The following is a 19,699-nucleotide window of genomic DNA, read 5'->3' on the forward strand; positions in this document are numbered from 1 at the left end:
GGAGCATAGGGCGAAGCCGGGTATGCCCGACTTCGAAAAAAGCGACCAAGCTCTGCTCAGGCGAACGCGCCTCGCGCGCCGTCCATCACATATTGGACTGCGAGCGATGCGAGAAGCACGCCGATCAGCTTCTCCATCACGATGCTGGCCGAAGCGCCGACGAGGCGCTCCACCCGCGTCGCGAGCCGGCAGACGGCCCAGCAGATCAGGATCACCGCGAGGATCGCGCCGATGAGCGCGGCCAGTCGCGCCGGATCTCCATGCGCCTCGCCGGCGATCAGCAGCGTCGCCGTAATGGCGCCGGGACCCGCCATAAGCGGGATTGCGAGCGGAAAGGCGGCGATGTGCCCGCCATTCTCGCCGACCGCCTGCGCGGCCGTTCTCGCGTCGCGGCCGATTCGCACGCCAAGCACCATTTCCGAGGCGATGGAGAAAAGGAGCAGACCCCCGGCGATGCGGAAGGCCGGGATGGTGATACCGATCGCGCGCAGCAGCGCTTCGCCGCCCAGCGCCGCGCCGATGAGGATGAAAAAGGCGTAGACGCAAGCCCGCGCCGCAATTCCTGAGCGCGCCGCACGGGCATGCCCGGCGGTCGCGGCCAGAAAAATGGGAGCCAGCCCCAGCGGTTCCACAACCACGAGCAGGGTCACGAAAGCCGCGGCAAGCTCGCCGAAATCCGCCGCCTCCATGCGTTCACTCGGCTGTTGCGAGGCGCGTGCGGGCGCGCCGGGCGCGCGGCCCGGCGCTCAGGTCCGCCGCTGCTTGACCTTCTTCCTCTCAGCTAGCGCGGCGCGGGAATGTGTCACGGCCCCGTCGGCGCGGCAGAGCCGCGCTCGGCCCTCCGGGCAGGCGGCGGCGCAAGCCGACATCCGGGCGATCAGCCGCCGAGGCGGCGCCTCGAAGGGCGAGGAACGCTTCATTTCCGGGAATCTGGAACTCGCCCGCGTGCTCCGAGACGGCTCGTGCGGAGCCTTCTCGGCATGAGGGCGAGGAGCGTTGTCCGCCACCGATTGTCCTGAGTCGGCATCGCCCCTTCCTTGATCGATCTCGCGGAATCGTGCACAAGGCTGCTCTTCAATGCCCCGGGAATCCTCGGGGCAGTCGATTTTCCCAGAAGGGCTGAAATGTCGGAGATTTTGCGCGTCGGCATCGCGGGGCTCGGCACCGTCGGCGCGGCGGTGGCGCGGCTTCTCCATCGGCAGGCGGAGGCGCTGACCGCGCGCACCGGCCGCCGGATCGTGGTCACGGGCGTCTCCGCGCGAGACCGGGCCAAGAAGCGCGACGCCGATTTCTCGGGCGCCGAATTCTTCCACGACCCGGTGAAGCTCGCGGCCTCCGAGACGATCGACCTTTTCGTCGAGCTGATCGGAGGCTCCGAAGGTCCGGCGCGCGCGAGCGTCGAGACGGCGCTCGCCCATGGCAAGTCGGTCGTCACCGCCAACAAGGCGCTGCTCGCCGCGCACGGCCTGCATCTTTCGCAGCTCGCCGAGGAGAAGCGGGCCGCGCTCGCCTTCGAGGCTTCGGTCGCGGGCGGCATTCCGATCGTCAAGACGCTGCGCGAGGGCCTCGCCGGGAATTCGATCGAGCGTGTCTACGGCATTCTTAACGGCACGTGCAATTACATCCTTTCGCGCATGGAGCGCGAGCAGCTCTCTTTCGAAGAGTGCCTGAAGGAAGCGCAGCGCCTAGGTTACGCCGAGGCTGACCCGACCTTTGACATTGGGGGTTTCGACACGGCGCATAAGCTCGCCATTCTGACCTCGCTCGCCTTTGGCGCGCGCATCGCCGCAGAGGCGATGGACATCGAGGGAATCGAGCGCGTGACGCTTGCGGATATCGAGGCGGCGGACGAACTGGGCTTCCGCATCAAGCTGCTGGGCGTTGCGCAGCGCACTGCGGACGGCGTCGAGCAGCGCGTGCATCCGACCATGGTCAGCAAGAATTCGGCCATCGCGCAGGTGATGGGCGTGCTCAACGCCGTCACGATCGACGCGGACGCCGTGCATGAATTGACCCTTGTCGGCCCCGGCGCTGGCGGCGACGCGACGGCTTCCGCCGTCGTCGCCGACATCGCCGACATCGCCAAAGGCGTGCGTTCGGCGCCTTTCGGCCTGCCGTCGCCGCAGCTCGCAGAGCTGAAGCGCACGCCGATGCGCCGCCACGAGGGCGGCTATTACATTCGAATGTCGGTGAAGGACGTCGCCGGCGCCTTCGCCAAGATTGCGACGCGGATGGCGGAGCGCAAGATTTCGCTCGAGAGCATCGTGCAGCGCGGGCGGCGCGGCGCGCCCGGCGCCTGCGTGGACGTGATCCTCATCACCCATGCGACGAGCGAGCATCTCGTGCGCGAGGCGCTGGAGCTGATCTTCCAGGACGGCACGATCGTGTCGCGCGCGCAGGTCATTCGCATCGAGCGCGAATAGCGCGCGGGAGGCGCACATGCCCCAACAGCCGAAGCTCGACGCCGCATCGATTGAACGACTGCTCACGATCGAGCTTGCCCGCGCCACGGAGCGGGCGGCCGTCGCCGCCGCGGGGCTGCGCGGGCGCGGCGACGAAATGGCCGCCGATCGCGCGGCGGTCGAGGCGATGCATGAGGAGTTTGCGCGCCTCCCTGTTCGTGGGCGCATCGTCATCGGCGAGGGCGACGACGAAACGCCGAGGCTCTTCGTCGGCGAGGAGATCGGTTGTCCTGCGGGGCTGCATGTCGAGCTGGCGGTCGCGCCGCTCGAGGGCGCGACGCTCTGCGCCAAGGACCAATCCGGCGCCATCGCCATCGCCGCAGCGGCGGCGTCCGGCACGCTGCTGCATGCGCCGGACATCTACATGGACAAGATCGCGGTGGGGCCCGGCTATCCGGAGGGCGTCGTCGATCTCGACCGAGATCCGGCTGACAATGTGCGCGCGCTCGCGGAGGCGAAGGGCGTCTCGCCGGGGGAAATCACCGTCTGCGTGCTGGATCGCCCGCGACACGCCGAAATCATTTCCAAATGCCGCAAGGCGGGCGCCTGCGTGCGCCTGATCTCCGACGGGGACGTCGCCGGGATTATCTTCGTCACCGACAGCGCCGAGACCGGCGTCGACATGTATCTCGGCCGCGGCGGCGCGCCGGAGGGTGTGCTCGCTGCGGCGGTGCTGCGCTGCGCCGGGGGCCAAATGCAGGGGCGGCTCGTTCTGGAGAGCGCCGAGCAGCGCGCCCGCGCCGCGCGCCACGGCCTCGCCGATCCCCGTAAGAAATACGGCGTGACCGACATGGTGACGGGCGACGTGGTCGTTTGCGTCACGGGCGTCACGGACGGGCCGCTGGTGGACGGGGTGGTTTTCGACAAGGGCGGCGTCGAGACGGAGACGCTGGTCTTCCGCTCGGCGACCGGCACGATCCGCCGTATCGGGACCTGGCGCAGGGCTCGGTGACCGTCGCGACAGGCCCTCGCGGACGCGGCCTTCCGCGCGGGCCTTTCATTGAGGAATCAGCATGACCAAGGCTTTGCTCGTCCCCGTCTTCCTCCAGGTCGCTTTGACGTTCGGTTTGCTGGTCGCCGTGGCGCGATCGCGGGTAAGCGCCTTGCGCCACGGCGAGGTCGCGCTGAAGAACATTGCGCTTGGCCAGGACGCGTGGCCGGCGCGGGTTACGCAATTCGGCCGCGCGTTCCAGAATCAGCTGGAGACGCCCATGCTGTTCTACACGCTTGCGGCCCTGGCGCTCGCGACCGGCCAAGTCGATCTTTTTCTCGTTGTCGGCGCCTGGCTCTTTTTGGCGGCTCGCATTTCCCACGCTTACATCCACGTCACGAGCAATCGCGTCCCGATCCGCTTCCAGGCCTTTCTCGCAGGCGCGGTCGTCCTGATGGCGATGTGGGCCTATTTCGCGTTGCGCGTCCTTCTGACCGCTTAGATCGCGCTATATTCAGGCAGAAGGCTCCCACTTTCCCCAGCGCGCTTCAGGCCCTGCCTCCTCATCTCCAATGGCGATGGCTGCGCCTGTGTTTCCTCGGCGCCGCGTCCTCTGGCTCCGGAGCGGGCTCGCTGTTCGCCGCCTCATGAATGACGGCGGGCGCGGGGGCTTCCGCTTCCTCTGCATAGGGTGGAGCCAGTCGCTCTAGGATCGGCCAATTTGTCTGCATGATCGGCTTCGCGAGAGGCTTCGGCTCGGCCATGAAATGCACCATGGAGGGCCGGCAGGCCGGATTTGGCGTCGTGGCCGGCGCGGCGGCGATGGATGCGATCGCGGCGATCACGACGCCCCCCAATAACACCGCTATGTCGGCCGGCGCCGGCGAACGCGCCCAGGAAGAAGTGAGCATGGCGGTCTCTCTCTCGCTCCGGCGGCCCGCGAGCGGCCGATTGAACGGAGAACGATACGCTTTGCGGCGCTCAGGAGAAGCTAACCCTTCGGGCTTGCTCGAAAGTAGGTGAGCCGTTGCAATATCGGGCCTCCGCCCGCGGCGAGGAGTCAGGACGAGCGGAGACGCCATCGCGCCCGATATTCCTCGGAAGCCTCGAATTTTTCGGGCGACCGGCCTTCCCCGCCGGCGCGACTCTCCGTTAACGGATCAATCGCAACGCCCCCGACCCCGACGTGGCGGAGCGTTGGAGAAGGACTCCGCGCCTGACGAGAGGCGCGGGTTTCCGCTTCGGGCTATTGGACGGCGCCCGAACGAGCGTCATTCGGATAAAGGGAACCGGAGCCGGGCGCGGGCCTCGGGCCTTGCCCGCCGAAGGCTGGGGAGAAACCCCCGCTGGCCGGCCCCGCCGCCGGCCCGGGACCGGGCGTCAGGCTCATGGGCGGCGGACCGCCTGGGCGAGCCATCGGCGGGCCGCCCGGGAGGGAGCCATCGATCGGGCCGCCGCTGGGCGGCCCCGACGGACGGCCGGGACCGGCGCCGGGCGGGCCGTAAGGCGGATGGACAGGTCCGCCAATCGGCGAAGCCACGGGCGGGCGCGGGCCATAGCCCGGCGGCGGACCGTAAGGCGGTCGGCCCGGATAGGGGCGGCCCCAATAGCCGCCGGGGCGATAGCCGTAGCCATAGCCGTAACCGGGGCCGTAGCCCGGCCCGTAGCCATAGCCGCCGTAATAGCCGGCGGTCGGCCCGCAGCCGGCGAGGCCCGCCGCCGCGAGCAATATGGTCCAGCGCAAATGTCTCATTGTCTCCGCGTCCGCTCCGTTGCAATCCACAGCCATGCTATGGGAGACACTCGCCCACCCAGGGTGAACCCCATATGAATGGCGATGCGATCGGGCCGCCGCCCGCGCCGCGCCGATTCGCCTCCCGGAAAGCCGATCTTACTCCATGACGCCCGCCGCCCAAGTTTCCGCCGCGATCGAGATTCTCGCGGACCTCTCCGAGCGCCGCCGCCCCGTCGCCGACGCGTTGAAGGATTGGGGCGCCTCCCACCGTTTCGCAGGGTCCAAGGACCGCGCCGCCATATCGAGCCTCGTCTTCGACGCGCTGCGCAAGAAGGCCTCGGCGGCCTGGGTTATGGGCGGCGATTCTGTCCGCGCGGTCATGCTCGGGGCGCTGCGCGAGGCGCGCGGCCTCGGCGTCGACGCCATCGCAGCGCTCTGCGCGGGCGAACGTCACGCGCCGGCGCCGCTCTCGGACGCTGAGCGCGCGCGACTTGAGACCGCGACGCTCGACGGCGCGCCCGACCATGTGAAAGGCGATTACCCCGAATGGCTCGCCGAGCGCTTCGCGGCGGCCTTTGGCGGCCGCGCGGCCGCAGAGGGCGCGGCGCTGGCGGCGCGGGCGCCCGTCGACCTTCGGGCCAACCTTCTGAAAGGCTCGCGCGAGCAGGCGCTCGCAAAACTCGCCCATCTCAATCCGCTACCGACGCCGCTTTCGCCTATCGGGCTCAGAATCGAGGCCGGGCAGGGCAGGGGCCCGGCCCTCGCCGCCGAGACCGCCTATGTGAAAGGTTTCGTCGAGCCCCAGGACGAGGCTTCGCAACTCGCTTCGCTGCTTTGCGCCGCCGCGCCAGGCGAGCAGGTTCTCGACCTCTGCGCCGGCGGCGGCGGCAAGGCGCTCGCGCTCGCCGGGCAGATGCACAATAGGGGGCAGCTTTACGCCTATGACGCAGACGGCCGGCGCCTCATGCCGATCCATGAGCGGCTGGAGCGCGCCGGCGCCCGCAACATCCAGGTGCGCCAGCCCAAGGGGAAAGCCGACGTGCTGGCCGATCTCGAAGGCCGCTGCGATCTCGTGCTGACCGACGCGCCCTGCACCGGGACCGGCACATGGCGGCGCCACCCCGACGCCAAATGGCGCCTCGCTCCCGGCGCGCTGGAGCTGCGTTTGAAGGAGCAGGCGGCGCTCCTGGAGCAGGCCGTGCGCTTCGTGAAACCAGGCGGGCGCCTCGCTTATGTGACCTGCTCGCTTCTGCGGGACGAGAATGAGGATCAGGTCGCGGGCTTTCTGGCTTCTCACCCCGAGGTCAGGGCGCTGTCAGGCGCCGCGACGGCGGAGGAGGCGGGGCTCCCTGATCTCGGCCGCTTCGCTTCGCCGCATGGCGCCGGGGTGAGGCTCTCGCCGGCGTCGAGCGGGACAGACGGTTTTTATGTGTGCGTGATGCGGCGGGGATGATCCCTCTCCCCAAAGCTCCCCCGCTAACGCGCGAGATGGTTGGGCGCAGGCCTATCGCCCAGATAAACTATAGCTGGGCGTGGGCGTCCCCTCCCGAGAAGCGTGGGAGGGACAGTGAGGGGTGGTTCGAAAACCGAAAACGCCGAAGGTCGCCTTCGCCCGCAACTCCGTCGCGATATGACAGGTACAGAAGAAAGCACTACTGGTATGCCCTTCGCGGCCATCGCTTCTTCGGCTTGCGTCGCCAGGCGCCCCTGTGGTCCCTTTGTCGCTGACTTCCTCTGTCACGCCGCAAGGCTCGTCATCGAGGTCGACGGCGCGACGCATTCCACCGACGAGCTTCGCCGAGGCAGCCGCCGCGACGCATGGTTTGCGGATGACGGCTTTTCTGTCTTGCGTGTGACCAATGCGGAGGTCTACGCAGAATTCGAGGGCGTGCTGGACACGATACGCCAGCGCGCGCCGTGGAGAATTTACCCCCCAACCCTCCCCCGCTCCGCGGGAGAGGGAGCAGTCCCCCGCCTTCATCGGCGCTGCCGATCGCGAGCGTCCTCTCCCCGCGAAGCGGGGAGGGACAGGGAGGGGCCTTACGAAGTGAAACAATGACAGCCACCGCCACCGAAACCTTCCACCACGACATCGCCGACCGCCACGACAAGGTTCTCATTGTCGACTTCGGCTCGCAGGTCACGCAGCTCATCGCGCGGCGCGTGCGCGAGGCCGGAGTCTATTGCGAGATCGCGCCCTTTCAGAGCGCCGACCGCGCCTTTGCGGACATCCGCCCAAAGGCGGTGATCCTCTCCGGCGGCCCCTGCTCGGTGACGGACGAAGGCTCGCCGCGCGCCCCGCAGGCGATCTTCGATTCCGGCGTGCCGGTGCTCGGCATCTGCTATGGCGAGCAGACGATGGCGACGCAGCTCGGCGGCAAGGTGGAGGCGGGTCACCACCGCGAATTCGGCCGCGCGGAGATCATGGCGCTGGAAAGCAGCGCCCTCCTCGACGGCGTGTGGGAAAAGGGCGCGAGCGCCACTGTCTGGATGAGCCATGGCGACCGCGTCACGAAGCTTCCCGAGGGCTTCCGCGTCATCGCGGCCTCGGAGAACGCGCCCATGGCGGCGATCGCGAATGAAGAGCGCCGTTATTTCGGCCTGCAGTTCCATCCTGAGGTCGTGCATACGCCGGACGGCGCAAAGCTGCTGTCGAACTTCGTGCGTCGCGTCGCGGGGCTGAAATCCGACTGGACCATGGCCGCCTTTCGCGGCGAGGCCGTTGCGGCGATCCGCAAGCAGGTCGGCGACGGACGCGTGCTGTGCGGCCTTTCCGGCGGCGTCGACAGCGCCGTGGCGGCGGTGCTGATTCACGAAGCGATCGGCGACCGGCTGATCTGTGTCTTCGTCGATCACGGTCTGCTGCGGCTCGGCGAAGCCGAGGAGGTCGTAAGCCTCTTCCGCGACCATTACAACATCCCGCTGCATCACGTGCGGGCGGAGGAGTTGTTTCTCGGCGCGCTGGACGGCGTCGACGATCCGGAAGCGAAGCGCAAGACGATCGGCCGCCTCTTCATCGAGACGTTCGAGGCCGAGGCGAGGAAGATCGCCGAGGACGGCCGCGGCGCGCCGCAATTTCTCGCGCAGGGCACGCTCTATCCGGACGTGATCGAGAGCGTCTCCTTCACCGGCGGGCCATCGGTGACGATCAAGTCGCACCATAATGTCGGCGGCCTGCCGGAGCGCATGAACATGGCGCTGGTGGAGCCGCTGCGCGAGCTGTTCAAGGACGAAGTGCGCGCGCTCGGCCGCGAGCTAGGTTTGCCCGAGGCTTTCGTCGGCCGTCATCCCTTCCCGGGCCCCGGCCTCGCAATCCGCTGCCCCGGCCTCATCACGCGCGAGAAGCTCGACATCCTTCGCAAGGCCGACGCCGTCTATCTCGACGAAATCCGCAGGGCGGGGCTCTACGACCAGATCTGGCAGGCCTTCGCCGCGCTGCTGCCGGTGCGCAGCGTCGGCGTGATGGGCGACGGCCGCACCTATGATTACGTGCTTGCGTTGCGCGCCGTGACGTCGAGCGACGGCATGACAGCGGATTTCTTTCCCTTCGACATGGCCTTTTTGGGTCGCGCGGCGACAAGGATCATCAATGAGGTGAAAGGGGTGAACAGGGTGGTTTACGACGTGACGTCGAAGCCGCCGGGGACGATCGAGTGGGAGTGAGGGGCTGGCCTCCTATAATAAATTTCTGTTCTAATTCAATGGCTTATACGGCATTGAAGATGATCGACCGTACATCGTCAGTTCTTCCCCGGCAATCTCATAACTTATTGAATTGAAGAAAGAATTGGTGAGGCGCTGCCCAGTTTCTGGCGTTAGCAGCCGGATAAGTTGACGGTCTTTCTGACGGTCTTTTTTGAAAGGCGCACCAGCCGAAACCAAAGGACCGTCAGTTGGAGCGCATAGCGCTGACGGTCTTTTCCATTTGAGAAAGCGCGAGTTATCGTAGTTGAGCTGCGAGAGCGGCAATAAAATCAAACGACCGCGCGTCCCGTTTTAGAGCCATAGCCGCTGGAATGCTTCTACGCACTCCCGATAATGCGACAACAATCTCTCGGCGCGCATCCACGGTTTCACGATTTATCGCCGCTCCAGGAACCCTCGTCCTTCGAAGATCGCAGGCATAGCCTTCTCGATTCGCGCGATCCGCGTCCCAGACTGTTTCGCGCCGGCGAAGTGAAGCAGGTATCCCCTTTGCCGACCCGGCGTCAGCGCCTCGAAGGCGCGCTTGAATCGCGGATCGTCGCGGAACTTCTCCTTTAACTCCTTGGGCACGGGAATCTTACGGAGCTTCGTCTCGACCTTCATTCCGGCCTGCGCGGCCGCCACGGCCTCGCGCACATAGGCGTTGATAGTGGCTGTCTTGGCCGCAATCTCCGTGACGCTGGTGAACTTCATCACCCGCGCCGCCTGAACTTGCCCGAGCTGCACCAGCAGCTTCTCCGTATCCTTCAGCAGCGCACCCTGAAAGAAGCCCAACGCACAATATTCTTTGAAGCCCTGAATGATGACGACGTTTTTTTCATCCAGCGTGTAGCAGGGCTTTCCCCATTTGCACTCTTCACGAAGATCGAACCTGGCCAATATCCTTTGCAGCTCGGCAATCTCAGCCTGCCACCGCTCTCGATACGCCATCTCCATGCTGCATCTCCGCTATTGCTTTCCTAGCAGATTCACACATCTGTGTTGGTTAGCGGCGGCGTTGGTTGGGTGAGGGCGATGGCGTATTTTCCGTGCTGGAATTTGAGCCATCCGGCGAGCATGACGACGGGACCGGGTTTTCCGTAATAGCCGGTCCAGCCGCCGAGGCGGGCGAGCACCCAGGACGCATAGGCCAGGGACCCTCGCGGATGCGGGTTCTTCTGGCGCTGCGTCTTGCCTTCGAGGGTGGCGCAATAGGCTTCCAGCAGCGGTTGGTCCTTGGGCTCGAAGGCGTCGAGGAGCGGGCGCAGACGTTGCGGGTCGCCGCCGTCTCGGGCGTGGACGAGTTGTTGGATCGTCACGGCCGCGATCAACGTCGCGGCCGCCAGGGTCTGGCGCGGCGCGTCGTCTTCCATGCGCACGGCCTCGATGTCGAAGCCGTCGGTCTTCATCGTGCGGAACAACTGCTCGATCGCCCAGCGGCGTCGATACAGATCGACGACCCCGAGCGCTTGCGCGAGGCCGTCGACGGGGCGCGTCGTGATCAGACGCCAATGGACGTTTTCGCCTGGGGGCGGGTCGATCTCGCGCACGTCGACGAGATGGACCGCGATCGTCGACGGATCGTTCCTGGCCGCGCCGTTCCTGGGCCGCGCGAGATCAAAGCGCCCATGCCGGACGGCCAGCGTCGCTTCGTGCGCCGGCCGTCCGGGCCTGGCCGGAAGCGACAGCGTCGCCCGCCCGGCCTCCTCCAGCGCATCCAGGCGCGCAAACAGCCGCTCGCCATCCTCCAGCGCGCGGTCCTGCGCGGCGCGCACGAGGAGGTGAACCCCCGGCGGGCGCCGCGCGAAGGCGGAATAAATATCGCTCTCGCGATCGGCCACGACCGTGACCTCGCGCGCCGAAGCGCAAACTTTCGCCGCCGCCGCCGCGCCCTCCAGCCAGCGCCGGCTTTCCTTGTCCTCGATCGGCCGCTGACGCCGATCCGCCTTGCGTCCCGTCGCGCGTTCGAGGAACTGCGCGTGCGCCAGACCCACGATCGAACCGTCCTCGGCGTCGACGACGAGGGTCGGATGCAGATAGAGTCCGCCGCCGCCCCCGGACTTGACGACCGTCGTGTCCTGAATCGCCAGAACCGCGCGCCCCGCGCAACGCGCCGACGCGCGCGCGGCCGCCGTGGCGAACATCTCCGCGCCGGTCACCGCCCGATTGCGAAGAAAGCGCGTGATCCTGATCTCACCAGCCCGGTCGCCGCCGAGCCGACGAATGCGTATGCCCCCGCCGCCCTCCGCCACCAGCCGGGAAAGCAGAAAGGCCCCCCTTTTTCCAGTCGCGCGTCGCCAAAGCGACCCAGCGTCCGTCCGTCCATCGTCCGTCCCTCCGATTCCTTCAAATGGAATCAGACCCCCAGGCCCTACGCAACCAAGATGTGTGAATGCGGTAGGCTATTGCTTTCTCGGGGGCGTTGCGGCGTATCCCCGCCGAAGGGTCGGCCGAGCCGAGAGACTCGACCGCAAGGGAAGGCGTTCCCCTCGCGCCTTCATCCGGCTGACCGTTGGCGACAGGACTGAGCGCATGCGGTCGTTTGAATCGATACGCATAGCGGCTCAGTCATTCACGAGAGGTGTGGATTGTCCGTTTGAGATGGGCACGTTTAGGCAACGCGGCGCTCGCCAGTGCCTGGCCGACGGGATCATTGCCGATATCGGCGATCTGACTAAGGCCCTCGAGTAGGCCGAGCCCCTGAAGGACGCCGGCATAAATGCCAATGGAAACACTGGTGTCCCCGGCTTCGATCCTTTGCAATGTCGAGCGGGAGGTAAAGGCGCGCTGGGCCACCACCGCCATCGGCAGGCGCCGACGTCGACGGGCATCGCGAATGTCGGCCCCAAGCTTGCGAAGGGCTCGGCGAACAGCAGCAGGCGGATAGTGAGGCGTCGGCATTTGTCATCTTGGTACTACAAATTGGTAAAATATGCAGCACGAAGGCGACATTGCTCTTTTGGGAGAGGGAGTGTGTTTTGGGAGAGGGAGTGTGCGGCCACGGGGACGAGCCGTTGCTGATTTGGAATTGTCACGGCTATCGTACCCCGGCTACGACATCGCGAAAAAACGTCAATAGCACGCGCGAATTGTGGCTGGACGCAATCGGTGCGCTTTCCAAAAAAGAAAACTTCGTGTCGCTCGGCTGATACGATTCCTCGGATCGGTCGGGCCCTGATCCGAGGAACCAGATCAGGCTTCTCGTCCTCGCCAAACGGCGTTTTGTCCTGACACGGGACGAGTCCCTTCGGGCACCTCATAAAGTCGTGGATGATCTTGGGTTTCTTGCCGGGGTATCGCAGTTTGGGCGGGGGTATCATTCGCCGCGGATAATCATGCCCTTCCTCATCGGCATCAACGTCGTCGGACGTCGTCGTTATCGTCTCGATGGCCAGAACCACCCCGCGTTTGCCATCTATGGCGGCTTTCAGATAGGGCACGAGCACATCCGTCTGCAGCGCGGATGTTCCGACCCAGCCGCGACCGACCATGTCGATGAAATGCGTCGGCGTGATATGGCGCCGGCCGAAGGTCTCCGCATAGACAATCTTGCCGCCTCGTTTTCCGTTAGCCGCAGGTGTTTCAACCAGACGTTTCCAGTAGCTGAGTGGAAGGTAGATGCCTGGCACATGGCCTTTGGCATCATGCGATAGGAGTTTGCTGCAGAATTTGAGGAAGAAAGGGTCTGTACCGAGCCGATAGCCGTCGCAACTGGTGTCGTCCGCTACCGCCGCAAGCTTTGCGGCTGCCGCGTCCATGCGCGCGATCTCTTCGTCCAGCTGCTTGTCGGGTCTGTATCCCTCTTCGCCATCGACGCCGGCAAACATCTTGTATTGCACGAAGACCACCGACTTGAACGTCTCGTTGACGTAGATGAGATCCACGCCCAGCTGGGTCTCGAGCGGCTGCTTGTTGGCCAGGATGACGGTGAGCGTCGTGTCGCCATTGGTGAAGGTCTTGGCGGGATAGCGCTGGCGCTTGACGAACTGCCAATCTTCATCGGCTTCGTCGAGATCCTGCAGAATGACGAGATCCTCGACCGTCGTCACGTCCGTATCACCGTCGAAGATCGATGTTAGGCCGGCCGGTGCGCTGCCATCGATCTGTGGCGCAATATGCAATTGCTCCTTGGGAATGCGCGCGATTTCGAGCGCCGTGACGACGGCATCGCGCTGGTAGGCCCAGTTCGTCTTGGCAGGGCTTGGCGCAGGATCGGGCGGAGGCGGGCGGCGATCGATCAGCCCCTCTGCAATTCCATGCGCGTCGGCCTCGACTTGGCGCAAGGCCTCCATGATCAGCGGGAATGCTGCTGCCGAGATATGTCCGCCGCCGAGCGCGCGTTTCGCCCGCCACGCCTGCTTGCCCTTCAGCTTGGCCTTGATGGCCGCCATGCGCACCGGCTGCTCGAACGGCATGACGTTCCAAAGATCGAGTTTGTCGCGCCCGGATTCGGCGGGGTAGTAGACGACGCCGCGCGCGACATGCGTGAGATTTCCCTTTTTGGTGCTGATGAAGCACAGCATCCACCGGCGGCGCATCGCTGCGGGGATCTTCGGAACGGCTTGGCTGCAGGTGCTCTGCGCCGACAGATCGCTTTCGAGCTCTTCCAGGCGCTTGGGGGTGATCGCGAGCACATAGCCGTGCTCTGGAACCCAGGGTTCACGCGCTTGGAGATATTGGTTGCCCGCTGGCGGCAATGGTGTCCTCCCTGTTCTTCATGTGTCGCGCCGCGACCGGTTGCGCCGTCCGCTACGGCCTGATGATTTTGGGCGGTCTCTTGAAGGGATCGAGCACCGTCGCACCGCGCCCCGAGACGTGCTTCAGATTCCGGGTCACGAGCGTCAGCCCGTGAATTCTGGCGGTCGCGACCAGTCCCGTGTCGTCGATGTGCTTGTCGCTCCGGCCGAGAAGATCGCCCCAAAGCGCGGCAATCTCAGGCGTGACTGGAAGAATGCGATCACCGAAGGCTTCAAAAACTTCCCGGACGCGCACTTCAATCTGGGCCGCGATATCCGGCTTTTTGACCGCGAGCTTGACGATGCCCTTGCGAACCTCGCGGACGGTGAGGGCGCAGATGGCAAGATCGGCGTCATCGACAGTGCCAGGCTGAGATGGTCGCATCGGGTGCGGTCTTGCCAATCTCGCGGAACACATTAGTATCGAGGAGAAATCTCATTTCTCCTCGTCCAGGACCTCATCCAACGCCTCGAGGCCGGCCCCCTTGATCGCACGCTTCACCGTCTTTGCGGGATAAGGACGGCCCGTCTTCGGATGAGCCTCCGCGTAGGCCTTCGCCGTGACCACGGCGTCCGGGGACAGCGAGGGATAATCGTGACGGATCTCTTCGGGTGTCATCCCGCCAGCAAGAAGCGCCGCCACGCGATAGACCTCGACATCCGTTCCCTTAAGGATAGCTTCGCCATCCCGGCGGAATTCGACCTTTTCCGCCAGCTTGGCCAGTTCGCGCGCCCGATTTTGCACTTCGGCCTTCAGGTCATCGATGGCGATGCTGAGCCGGCCAAACCGGACTTCGTGTGTGCGTTCAACCGGAACGCGCTTCAAGGCGTGATAGAATTCTGTTCGTGCCTTAGGGGTGAGTTCATTGCGAAGGGTGCGGAGCGCAAAAAGGTAAAGAACGTCCGCCCAGTCGATCGCGCGCACAGCGCCGCCAGGCTTCTTGACCAGCTTCGCCTGGATGGGACCTTCATCCAGCGCCTTCTTGATCGTCTTCACGGGCTCGCGAAGCACAAAGGCAACTTCGGCGGCGGTGAATGCAGCAGCTTCGGACATGGATGCTTCCTAATTCGACCCTAATGATAGGGTCGAATTGCAGGGAATTCAAGTGTAAGGGAACCGTTGAGACGTACCTCCTAGGCGAGGCTGGGCCAGCCCCTCATGTGTGGCGGCCCTTGAAATACCCGGCCAATGGCCGTACACTATTGCTGGTTGAGGAGATCGGTAGATGACTGAAGCTGTACTGAAGCCGACGCGCAAGCGGGTTCGGGGCGAGCGTCTTGAGACCCGCGTGACGGCCGAACAGAAGACTCTCATTGAACGCGCCGCGGCTCTGCAAGGTCGGACCGTGACCGATTTCGTGCTGACGAGCGTACAGGACGCCGCCAGGCGCGCCATTGAGGAGCACAGCCAGCTCACACTTTCCGTCCGCGACAGCGAGGCGTTCGTTGAAGCTTTGTTGAGCCTGAAGCCAGTCAACGACCGCCTCCGTGGCACGGTCCGCCGTTATCGCGAACGAGCCGGTGTTTGACGCGTGCTGGGGAGATCTGAAGATAAGCTCCGCGTCGAACCGCTGGCTTCAAGCCATGACCGATCGGAGTTCGAAAGCGGTGTCGAGCCGCTCGACAGATATTTTCGGACACAGGCGGGACAAGACGCGCGCAAGAAAATAGCAGCGCCCTTTGTCTTGGTCCTGGAGGAGACTATCGCGGGCTACTACACGCTCTCCTCGACGTCCGTGCGGCTTGCCGAGCTGCCGGCGCAAACGGTGAGGAAGCTGCCAAAATATCCGCTTGTCCGGGCCACGCTTTTGGGGCGGCTCGCGGTGGATCGGCGTCACCGGGGAAAAGATTACGGCAGATTTCTTTTGGGCGATGCTCTCCACCGGGCAGCCCGTAGCGAGATCGCGTCGTTCGCGGTGATCGTGGATGCGAAGGACGAAAGCGCCCGTCGCTTTTGCGAACGAGAGAGCTTCTCGCCGTTTCCGGACCAGCCTATGAAACTGTTTCGGCCGATGACAGACATCCGGCCGCTATTTGACTGATTGATTCTGCAAGGCTGTACGCGCTCTAGATCGGGAGTACGACGCTGGACGCTTCTGGCCGGAAGCGCTTCTGTCGCTCAACCCTCGATATCTTCAGGGGCCAACTGTCGACGAACTCGTCGCCTCGGGCAAGTCGCTCTGCTTTTTCGTCCCAGTTGTCGCCGCAATCGTTCGCGCACGAAAAGCAGGAAGGACCCGTAAAGCCAGCGCCATCATCGTTTATCCGGAGCAGACGGCGTCTTGATTTGAAGATGCGCTTGCCGCACTTTCAACCTTGATCCTGTACAGGCTCGGAAAGCGCGTTATTTCTCAGTACATCCGCATAGGTTGCCGGAGACGCTTGCGCCTGGACACGTATGCGCCCGACCGTGACCGCCTGGGCGCCGACGCCCCAGCTAAGGACACGCGCCGGTCGGGCTGGCTCTGCTGACCCGCCAGGGCAAGACCTACGAACGCGCGAGATTTCGTGAGCTTGAGGACATTTTCCCCGCTCTCGTTGTTCGTGGCGACCTAAAAGAATATCAGGCCGAAGAGGAGCGGGCGTTCCAAAACCTCAATCTCGCGGACCATATCGACCGGCTACGAGAGCCTGGTCGGCCAAGTGCGGCCGATACGCACGAACATAAAATTAGCCGAAAAGTTCAATGCCGAGTTGCGGGGCACGTCCTGGTTGCACTAGCGTGGCGTTTATGCGCAAGGGCGGGGAAACGGTCCATCTTACGGCTAGCGACCTCGTAGGGCATCTTAATTGCCGCTACCTGACAGCGCTCGATCTCTCTGTCGCGCGCGGTGAAATCGCGAAGCCGTCCGTTTGGGACCCTGTCCTGGAAATCCTGGCGGAACGCGGCGCGCAGCATGAAAAGGCGTACATCGATCACCTCAAAGGGCAGGGACATGAGATGGTCCCGATCGACGGAGTCGGCATCGAAACGGATGCGTGGATAAGACCGTCGCGGCCATGAAGGCTGGCGCACCCATCGTTGTCCGGGCTGCACTTCAGGATGGCCGGTGGAGCGGAAGGGCTGACGTGCTTCGTCGGGTCGAGAAGCCGAGCGTCTTCGGTGCCTGGTCTTATGAAGTCGTCGACACCAAGCTCGCCAAGGAGACCAAGGGCGGCACGGTCCTGCAGCTTTCGTTGTATTCGGAGCTGCTAGCATCGATGCAGAAGAAACTGCCCGAATTCAGCTACGTCGTTACCCCTGAGACAGGCTTCGAACCCGAAATCTATCGGACGACAGATTATTCGGCCTATTACCGCCGCGTGCGCCGCAGCCTTGAGAACTCGGTCGATAACGGCGCGGGCCGCGATCTCTACCCTGAACCGAACCCGCACTGCGATATTTGCCGGTGGCGGCAGCATTGCGATGGCAAGCGACGGAAGGACGATCACCTCTCGCTCGTCGCGGGAATCTCGAAAAGCCAGATTGGCGAGCTGAAACGCCACGACGTCGGCACGACTGCGAAGCTGGCGGAAGTTGCTCTGCCCTGGCCGTGGAAGCCGGATCGTGGCGCAGCTCAGAGCTACGAGAAAATTCGCGAGCAGGCGCGAATGCAGGTCCAGGGACGGGCGGAAGGCAAGGCCATCCATGAGGTCTTACCTATTCAGCCCGGGTTCGGGCTGTGTTGCCTGCCCGAGCCGTCGCCTGGAGACATCTTCTTCGATCTCGAAGGCGATCCCTTCGTGCGGGGCGGCGGGCTCGAATTCCTGTTCGGCTATGCCTATCAAGACGAAAGCGGACAAGCGCAGCATCGCGCCGAATGGTCGTTCACCCGCGCCGATGAAAAAGCCGCTTTTGAGCGCTTCGTCGATTTTGTCTTTGAGCGGCTCAAAACATATCCGGCCCTGCACATCTATCACTTCGCACCGTACGAACCCGCCGCCTTGAAGCGCCTCATGGGCCGATATGCAACGCGGGAAGAAGAAATCGATCGCTTGCTGCGCAGCGGCGTGCTTGTCGACCTATTCGCCGTGATCCGCCACGCCATCCGCGCCAGCGTCGAGAACTATTCCATCAAGAAGCTGGAGCCACTTTACGAATACAAGCGCGCGCAAGATCTGTCTGACGCCGGAAAGACACTTGCCAAGGCCCAGGCCTGCCTTGAGTTGGGCGATGTGCAGGGTATCGAAGATGCCGATCGCAAGGCTGTCGACGCTTACAACAAGGACGATTGTTTGTCGGCATGGGCTTTGCGTAATTGGCTCGAAGGATTGCGCGCCGAGCTCGTCACAGGAGGTGCGACGATAGACCGTCCTGAAGCCAAGAGCGGTGACGCAAGCGAAAAGCTCACTGCATGGCAGCAGCGTATTGCTCCCCTCGTCGAAAGCCTTACGCAAGTGATTCCGGTCGACGTGGCGGATCGGACACAGGAAGAGCATGCACGCTGGCTTCTGGGCAATGTTCTGGATTTCCACGGCCGCGAGATAAAGGCGACCTGGTGGGAGTATTTCCGCCTGTCAGCTCTGTCCGCAGAGGATTTGCTCGACGAGCGTGCTGCGATCTCTGGCCTGACATTCGCCGGCAACGTTGGAGGAACCACGAAAGCGCCTATTCATCGCTACAGCTTCCCGGCGCAGGAAACGGAGCTGCGCGGCGATGAAGATCTGCGTGCGGTCGGAGGGAAGCCGTTCGGCAAAGTTGATGCGATCTCTCTCGACGACCGTACGGTGGACATCAAGAAGCGGCAGGATTCGGCTTCACTGCACCCGGCGGCAATTTTCTCGCATAAGGTGATTGGAACGGAGGAGCAGGCAGAAGCCCTCGTGCGCATCGCCGAATACGTCATCGCAAATGGAATGACGGGGCCAGGACGCTATCAGGCGGCGCGCGATCTCCTTCTATTGGAAGCGCCGAAGATCGGCGGACAGCCGATCAGAAACGCGGTTGAGACGACGCTCAGCGCAGCGGTTCGTATCGCGCCGGCATTCGAGCCCTGTGTGTTTCCCATTCAAGGACCTCCGGGCGCGGGTAAGACGCATACCGGCGCTCGGATGATTTGTGCCCTTGTTGCAGTGGGAAAGAAGATCGGCATCACTGCCAACAGCCATAAAGTCATCCGCAATCTTCTGGATGAGATCCAGCGCGCGTGCAAGCAGAGCGGCAAGCCAATTCAGAGTATCCAGAAGTTATCCGAAAAAGCGGACGACGTTCCTGGCATCCAGTTTACGACCGACAACGCCAAGATCTTTTCTTCGCTCGGGGCCGGTTATCCGGTGGCCGGTGGAACGTCGTGGCTCTGGGCTCGGCCAGAAGCCTTTGAAACCCTCGATGTGTTGTTCGTCGATGAGGCGGCTCAGATGTCGCTCGCGAACGTTCTGGCGGTATCGCACGCGGCAAAGACGGTCGTGCTGCTAGGTGACCCGCGCCAACTCGAACAGCCGTTACAGGGAAGTCACCCGGAAGGAACGGATGTATCGGCGCTTAAGCACATCCTGGGCGAACATGCCACTGTCGCCGCGGACCGCGGGCTGTTCTTGGAAGAAACGTGGCGTCTTCATCCTGAGATATGCTCATTCACCTCCGAACTCTTTTACGAAGACAGGCTGCGTTCGAAAGCAGGCCTGGAGCAACAGTCGGTCAAGTCACAAACCCGCGTGAATGGCTCTGGCTTGCGCTACCTAGCCGTCGAGCACGAAGGCAATCAAAGCTCGAGCCCCGAGGAAGCGGACGTTATCAAGGCCTTGGTCGAAGAGGTTCTTGCATCGAAGGCGACGTGGATAGGGCCAGACGGAAAAGAGGCTCCTGTTGCACTCGACAACATCCTGATTATTGCGCCGTACAACGCGCAAGTGTTCGAATTGCAAGATCGCTTGCCGGGTGCGCGGATCGGCACCGTCGATAAATTTCAGGGGCAGGAAGCGCCGATCGTCATCTATTCAATGACCACATCGAGCCATGCGGATGCGCCGCGCGGTATGGAATTTCTTTACAGCGCGAACCGCCTGAATGTTGCCACGTCGCGGGCGCGCTGCGTTTGCATCCTTGTCGGCTCGCCGTTGCTGTTCGAAGCGGAATGCCGCACGCCGCAGCAGATGCAGCTTGCGAACGCCTTCTGCCGTTACTTGGAGATGGCGCAAGCAATATGACGCGCAGGGTTGAGAAAAGCTAAGA

18 protein-coding genes are annotated in these 19,699 nt (G+C 63.9%); 9 read left to right on the forward strand and 9 right to left on the reverse strand.

The window, feature by feature from the left end; all coding sequences use genetic code 11:
- Positions 1-56: 56 nt before the first annotated feature.
- Positions 57-689, reverse strand: coding sequence for a MarC family protein (locus ACNHKD_RS09605; RefSeq protein ID WP_442753261.1), 633 nt, complete (start codon positions 687-689; stop codon positions 57-59).
- A 435-nt stretch (positions 690-1,124) separates the two neighbouring features.
- On the opposite strand from ACNHKD_RS09605, the gene ACNHKD_RS09610 reads away from it, so the two are divergent.
- The 3 genes from ACNHKD_RS09610 (at position 1,125) to ACNHKD_RS09620 (ending at position 3,895) form a co-directional block, all read left to right on the forward strand.
- Positions 1,125-2,423 carry a homoserine dehydrogenase gene (locus ACNHKD_RS09610; RefSeq protein ID WP_442753262.1) on the forward strand — a complete coding sequence of 433 codons (1,299 nt, stop codon included), beginning with the start codon at positions 1,125-1,127 and terminating at the stop codon, positions 2,421-2,423.
- A gap of 16 nt (positions 2,424-2,439) precedes the next feature.
- Positions 2,440-3,414 (forward strand): class II fructose-bisphosphatase, encoded by a 975-nt coding sequence (glpX, locus tag ACNHKD_RS09615; protein WP_442753263.1) that lies wholly within the window; start codon positions 2,440-2,442, stop codon positions 3,412-3,414.
- A 61-nt stretch (positions 3,415-3,475) separates the two neighbouring features.
- Complete coding sequence (locus ACNHKD_RS09620) at positions 3,476-3,895, forward strand: MAPEG family protein (RefSeq protein WP_442753264.1); 420 nt, start codon at positions 3,476-3,478, stop codon at positions 3,893-3,895.
- Between the two features lie 61 nt (positions 3,896-3,956).
- On the opposite strand, the gene ACNHKD_RS09625 is transcribed toward ACNHKD_RS09620, so the two are convergent.
- Together ACNHKD_RS09625 and ACNHKD_RS09630 are read right to left on the reverse strand one after the other, a co-directional pair.
- Positions 3,957-4,304, reverse strand: coding sequence for a hypothetical protein (locus tag ACNHKD_RS09625; RefSeq protein WP_442753265.1), 348 nt, complete (start codon positions 4,302-4,304; stop codon positions 3,957-3,959).
- Positions 4,305-4,639: 335 nt separating this feature from the next.
- Positions 4,640-5,146: a hypothetical protein gene (locus ACNHKD_RS09630; protein ID WP_442753266.1), complete on the reverse strand. Its 507-nt coding sequence runs from the start codon at positions 5,144-5,146 to the stop codon at positions 4,640-4,642.
- A gap of 145 nt (positions 5,147-5,291) precedes the next feature.
- On the opposite strand from ACNHKD_RS09630, the gene ACNHKD_RS09635 reads away from it, so the two are divergent.
- The 3 genes from ACNHKD_RS09635 (at position 5,292) to guaA (ending at position 8,791) form a co-directional block, all read left to right on the forward strand.
- Entirely contained in the window at positions 5,292-6,581 is a 1,290-nt protein-coding gene (locus ACNHKD_RS09635) for an RsmB/NOP family class I SAM-dependent RNA methyltransferase (RefSeq protein WP_442753267.1), read from the forward strand.
- A gap of 207 nt (positions 6,582-6,788) precedes the next feature.
- Positions 6,789-7,187, forward strand: coding sequence for an endonuclease domain-containing protein (locus ACNHKD_RS09640; protein WP_442753268.1), 399 nt, complete (start codon positions 6,789-6,791; stop codon positions 7,185-7,187).
- Positions 7,184-8,791: a glutamine-hydrolyzing GMP synthase gene (gene guaA / locus ACNHKD_RS09645; protein ID WP_442753269.1), complete on the forward strand. Its 1,608-nt coding sequence runs from the start codon at positions 7,184-7,186 to the stop codon at positions 8,789-8,791. Before ACNHKD_RS09640 ends, guaA begins: the two co-directional genes overlap by 4 nt.
- 417 nt (positions 8,792-9,208) lie before the next feature.
- Here guaA and ACNHKD_RS09650 read toward each other — a convergent pair whose 3' ends face one another.
- The 6 genes from ACNHKD_RS09650 to ACNHKD_RS09675 form a co-directional block, all read right to left on the reverse strand.
- Positions 9,209-9,769, reverse strand: coding sequence for a YdeI/OmpD-associated family protein (locus ACNHKD_RS09650; protein WP_442753270.1), 561 nt, complete (start codon positions 9,767-9,769; stop codon positions 9,209-9,211).
- 32 nt (positions 9,770-9,801) lie between these two features.
- A complete protein-coding gene (locus ACNHKD_RS09655) occupies positions 9,802-11,064 on the reverse strand; it encodes an IS4 family transposase (protein WP_442753271.1) in 1,263 nt (420 codons plus the stop codon).
- 316 nt (positions 11,065-11,380) lie between these two features.
- Positions 11,381-11,713, reverse strand: coding sequence for a helix-turn-helix domain-containing protein (locus ACNHKD_RS09660; protein WP_442753272.1), 333 nt, complete (start codon positions 11,711-11,713; stop codon positions 11,381-11,383).
- Positions 11,714-11,727: 14 nt separating this feature from the next.
- Positions 11,728-13,509, reverse strand: coding sequence for a hypothetical protein (locus tag ACNHKD_RS09665; protein ID WP_442753273.1), 1,782 nt, complete (start codon positions 13,507-13,509; stop codon positions 11,728-11,730).
- Positions 13,510-13,561: 52 nt separating this feature from the next.
- Entirely contained in the window at positions 13,562-13,933 is a 372-nt protein-coding gene (locus ACNHKD_RS09670; RefSeq protein ID WP_442753274.1) for a PIN domain-containing protein, read from the reverse strand.
- A gap of 51 nt (positions 13,934-13,984) precedes the next feature.
- A complete protein-coding gene (locus tag ACNHKD_RS09675) occupies positions 13,985-14,602 on the reverse strand; it encodes a DUF433 domain-containing protein (protein ID WP_442753275.1) in 618 nt (205 codons plus the stop codon).
- 172 nt (positions 14,603-14,774) lie between these two features.
- Here ACNHKD_RS09675 and ACNHKD_RS09680 point away from each other — a divergent pair, with 172 nt between their 5' ends.
- The 3 genes from ACNHKD_RS09680 to ACNHKD_RS09690 all read left to right on the forward strand — a co-directional run bounded on the left by ACNHKD_RS09680 (position 14,775) and on the right by ACNHKD_RS09690 (position 19,674).
- A complete protein-coding gene (locus tag ACNHKD_RS09680; protein ID WP_442753276.1) occupies positions 14,775-15,077 on the forward strand; it encodes a type II toxin-antitoxin system TacA family antitoxin in 303 nt (100 codons plus the stop codon).
- A gap of 3 nt (positions 15,078-15,080) precedes the next feature.
- On the forward strand, positions 15,081-15,590 hold the full coding sequence (locus tag ACNHKD_RS09685; RefSeq protein ID WP_442753277.1) for a GNAT family N-acetyltransferase: 510 nt from the start codon (positions 15,081-15,083) through the stop codon (positions 15,588-15,590).
- A gap of 937 nt (positions 15,591-16,527) precedes the next feature.
- On the forward strand, positions 16,528-19,674 hold the full coding sequence (locus tag ACNHKD_RS09690; protein ID WP_442753278.1) for a TM0106 family RecB-like putative nuclease: 3,147 nt from the start codon (positions 16,528-16,530) through the stop codon (positions 19,672-19,674).
- Positions 19,675-19,699 lie beyond the last annotated feature (25 nt).

Source organism: Methylocystis sp. JAN1, from assembly GCF_052186135.1.
Classification (GTDB): domain Bacteria; phylum Pseudomonadota; class Alphaproteobacteria; order Rhizobiales; family Beijerinckiaceae; genus Methylocystis.

Excerpts from the sequence above, each read along its gene's own strand:
- ACNHKD_RS09605 (WP_442753261.1), bottom strand. The coding sequence starts at position 689 with ATGGAGGCGGCGGATTTCGGCGAGCTTGCCGCGGCTTTCGTGACCCTG.
- ACNHKD_RS09610 (WP_442753262.1), top strand. The coding sequence starts at position 1,125 with ATGTCGGAGATTTTGCGCGTCGGCATCGCGGGGCTCGGCACCGTCGGC.
- glpX (WP_442753263.1), top strand. The coding sequence starts at position 2,440 with ATGCCCCAACAGCCGAAGCTCGACGCCGCATCGATTGAACGACTGCTC.
- ACNHKD_RS09620 (WP_442753264.1), top strand. The coding sequence starts at position 3,476 with ATGACCAAGGCTTTGCTCGTCCCCGTCTTCCTCCAGGTCGCTTTGACG.
- ACNHKD_RS09625 (WP_442753265.1), bottom strand. The coding sequence starts at position 4,304 with ATGCTCACTTCTTCCTGGGCGCGTTCGCCGGCGCCGGCCGACATAGCG.
- ACNHKD_RS09630 (WP_442753266.1), bottom strand. The coding sequence starts at position 5,146 with ATGAGACATTTGCGCTGGACCATATTGCTCGCGGCGGCGGGCCTCGCC.
- ACNHKD_RS09635 (WP_442753267.1), top strand. The coding sequence starts at position 5,292 with ATGACGCCCGCCGCCCAAGTTTCCGCCGCGATCGAGATTCTCGCGGAC.
- ACNHKD_RS09640 (WP_442753268.1), top strand. The coding sequence starts at position 6,789 with ATGCCCTTCGCGGCCATCGCTTCTTCGGCTTGCGTCGCCAGGCGCCCC.
- guaA (WP_442753269.1), top strand. The coding sequence starts at position 7,184 with ATGACAGCCACCGCCACCGAAACCTTCCACCACGACATCGCCGACCGC.
- ACNHKD_RS09650 (WP_442753270.1), bottom strand. The coding sequence starts at position 9,769 with ATGGAGATGGCGTATCGAGAGCGGTGGCAGGCTGAGATTGCCGAGCTG.
- ACNHKD_RS09660 (WP_442753272.1), bottom strand. The coding sequence starts at position 11,713 with ATGCCGACGCCTCACTATCCGCCTGCTGCTGTTCGCCGAGCCCTTCGC.
- ACNHKD_RS09670 (WP_442753274.1), bottom strand. The coding sequence starts at position 13,933 with ATGCGACCATCTCAGCCTGGCACTGTCGATGACGCCGATCTTGCCATC.
- ACNHKD_RS09675 (WP_442753275.1), bottom strand. The coding sequence starts at position 14,602 with ATGTCCGAAGCTGCTGCATTCACCGCCGCCGAAGTTGCCTTTGTGCTT.
- ACNHKD_RS09680 (WP_442753276.1), top strand. The coding sequence starts at position 14,775 with ATGACTGAAGCTGTACTGAAGCCGACGCGCAAGCGGGTTCGGGGCGAG.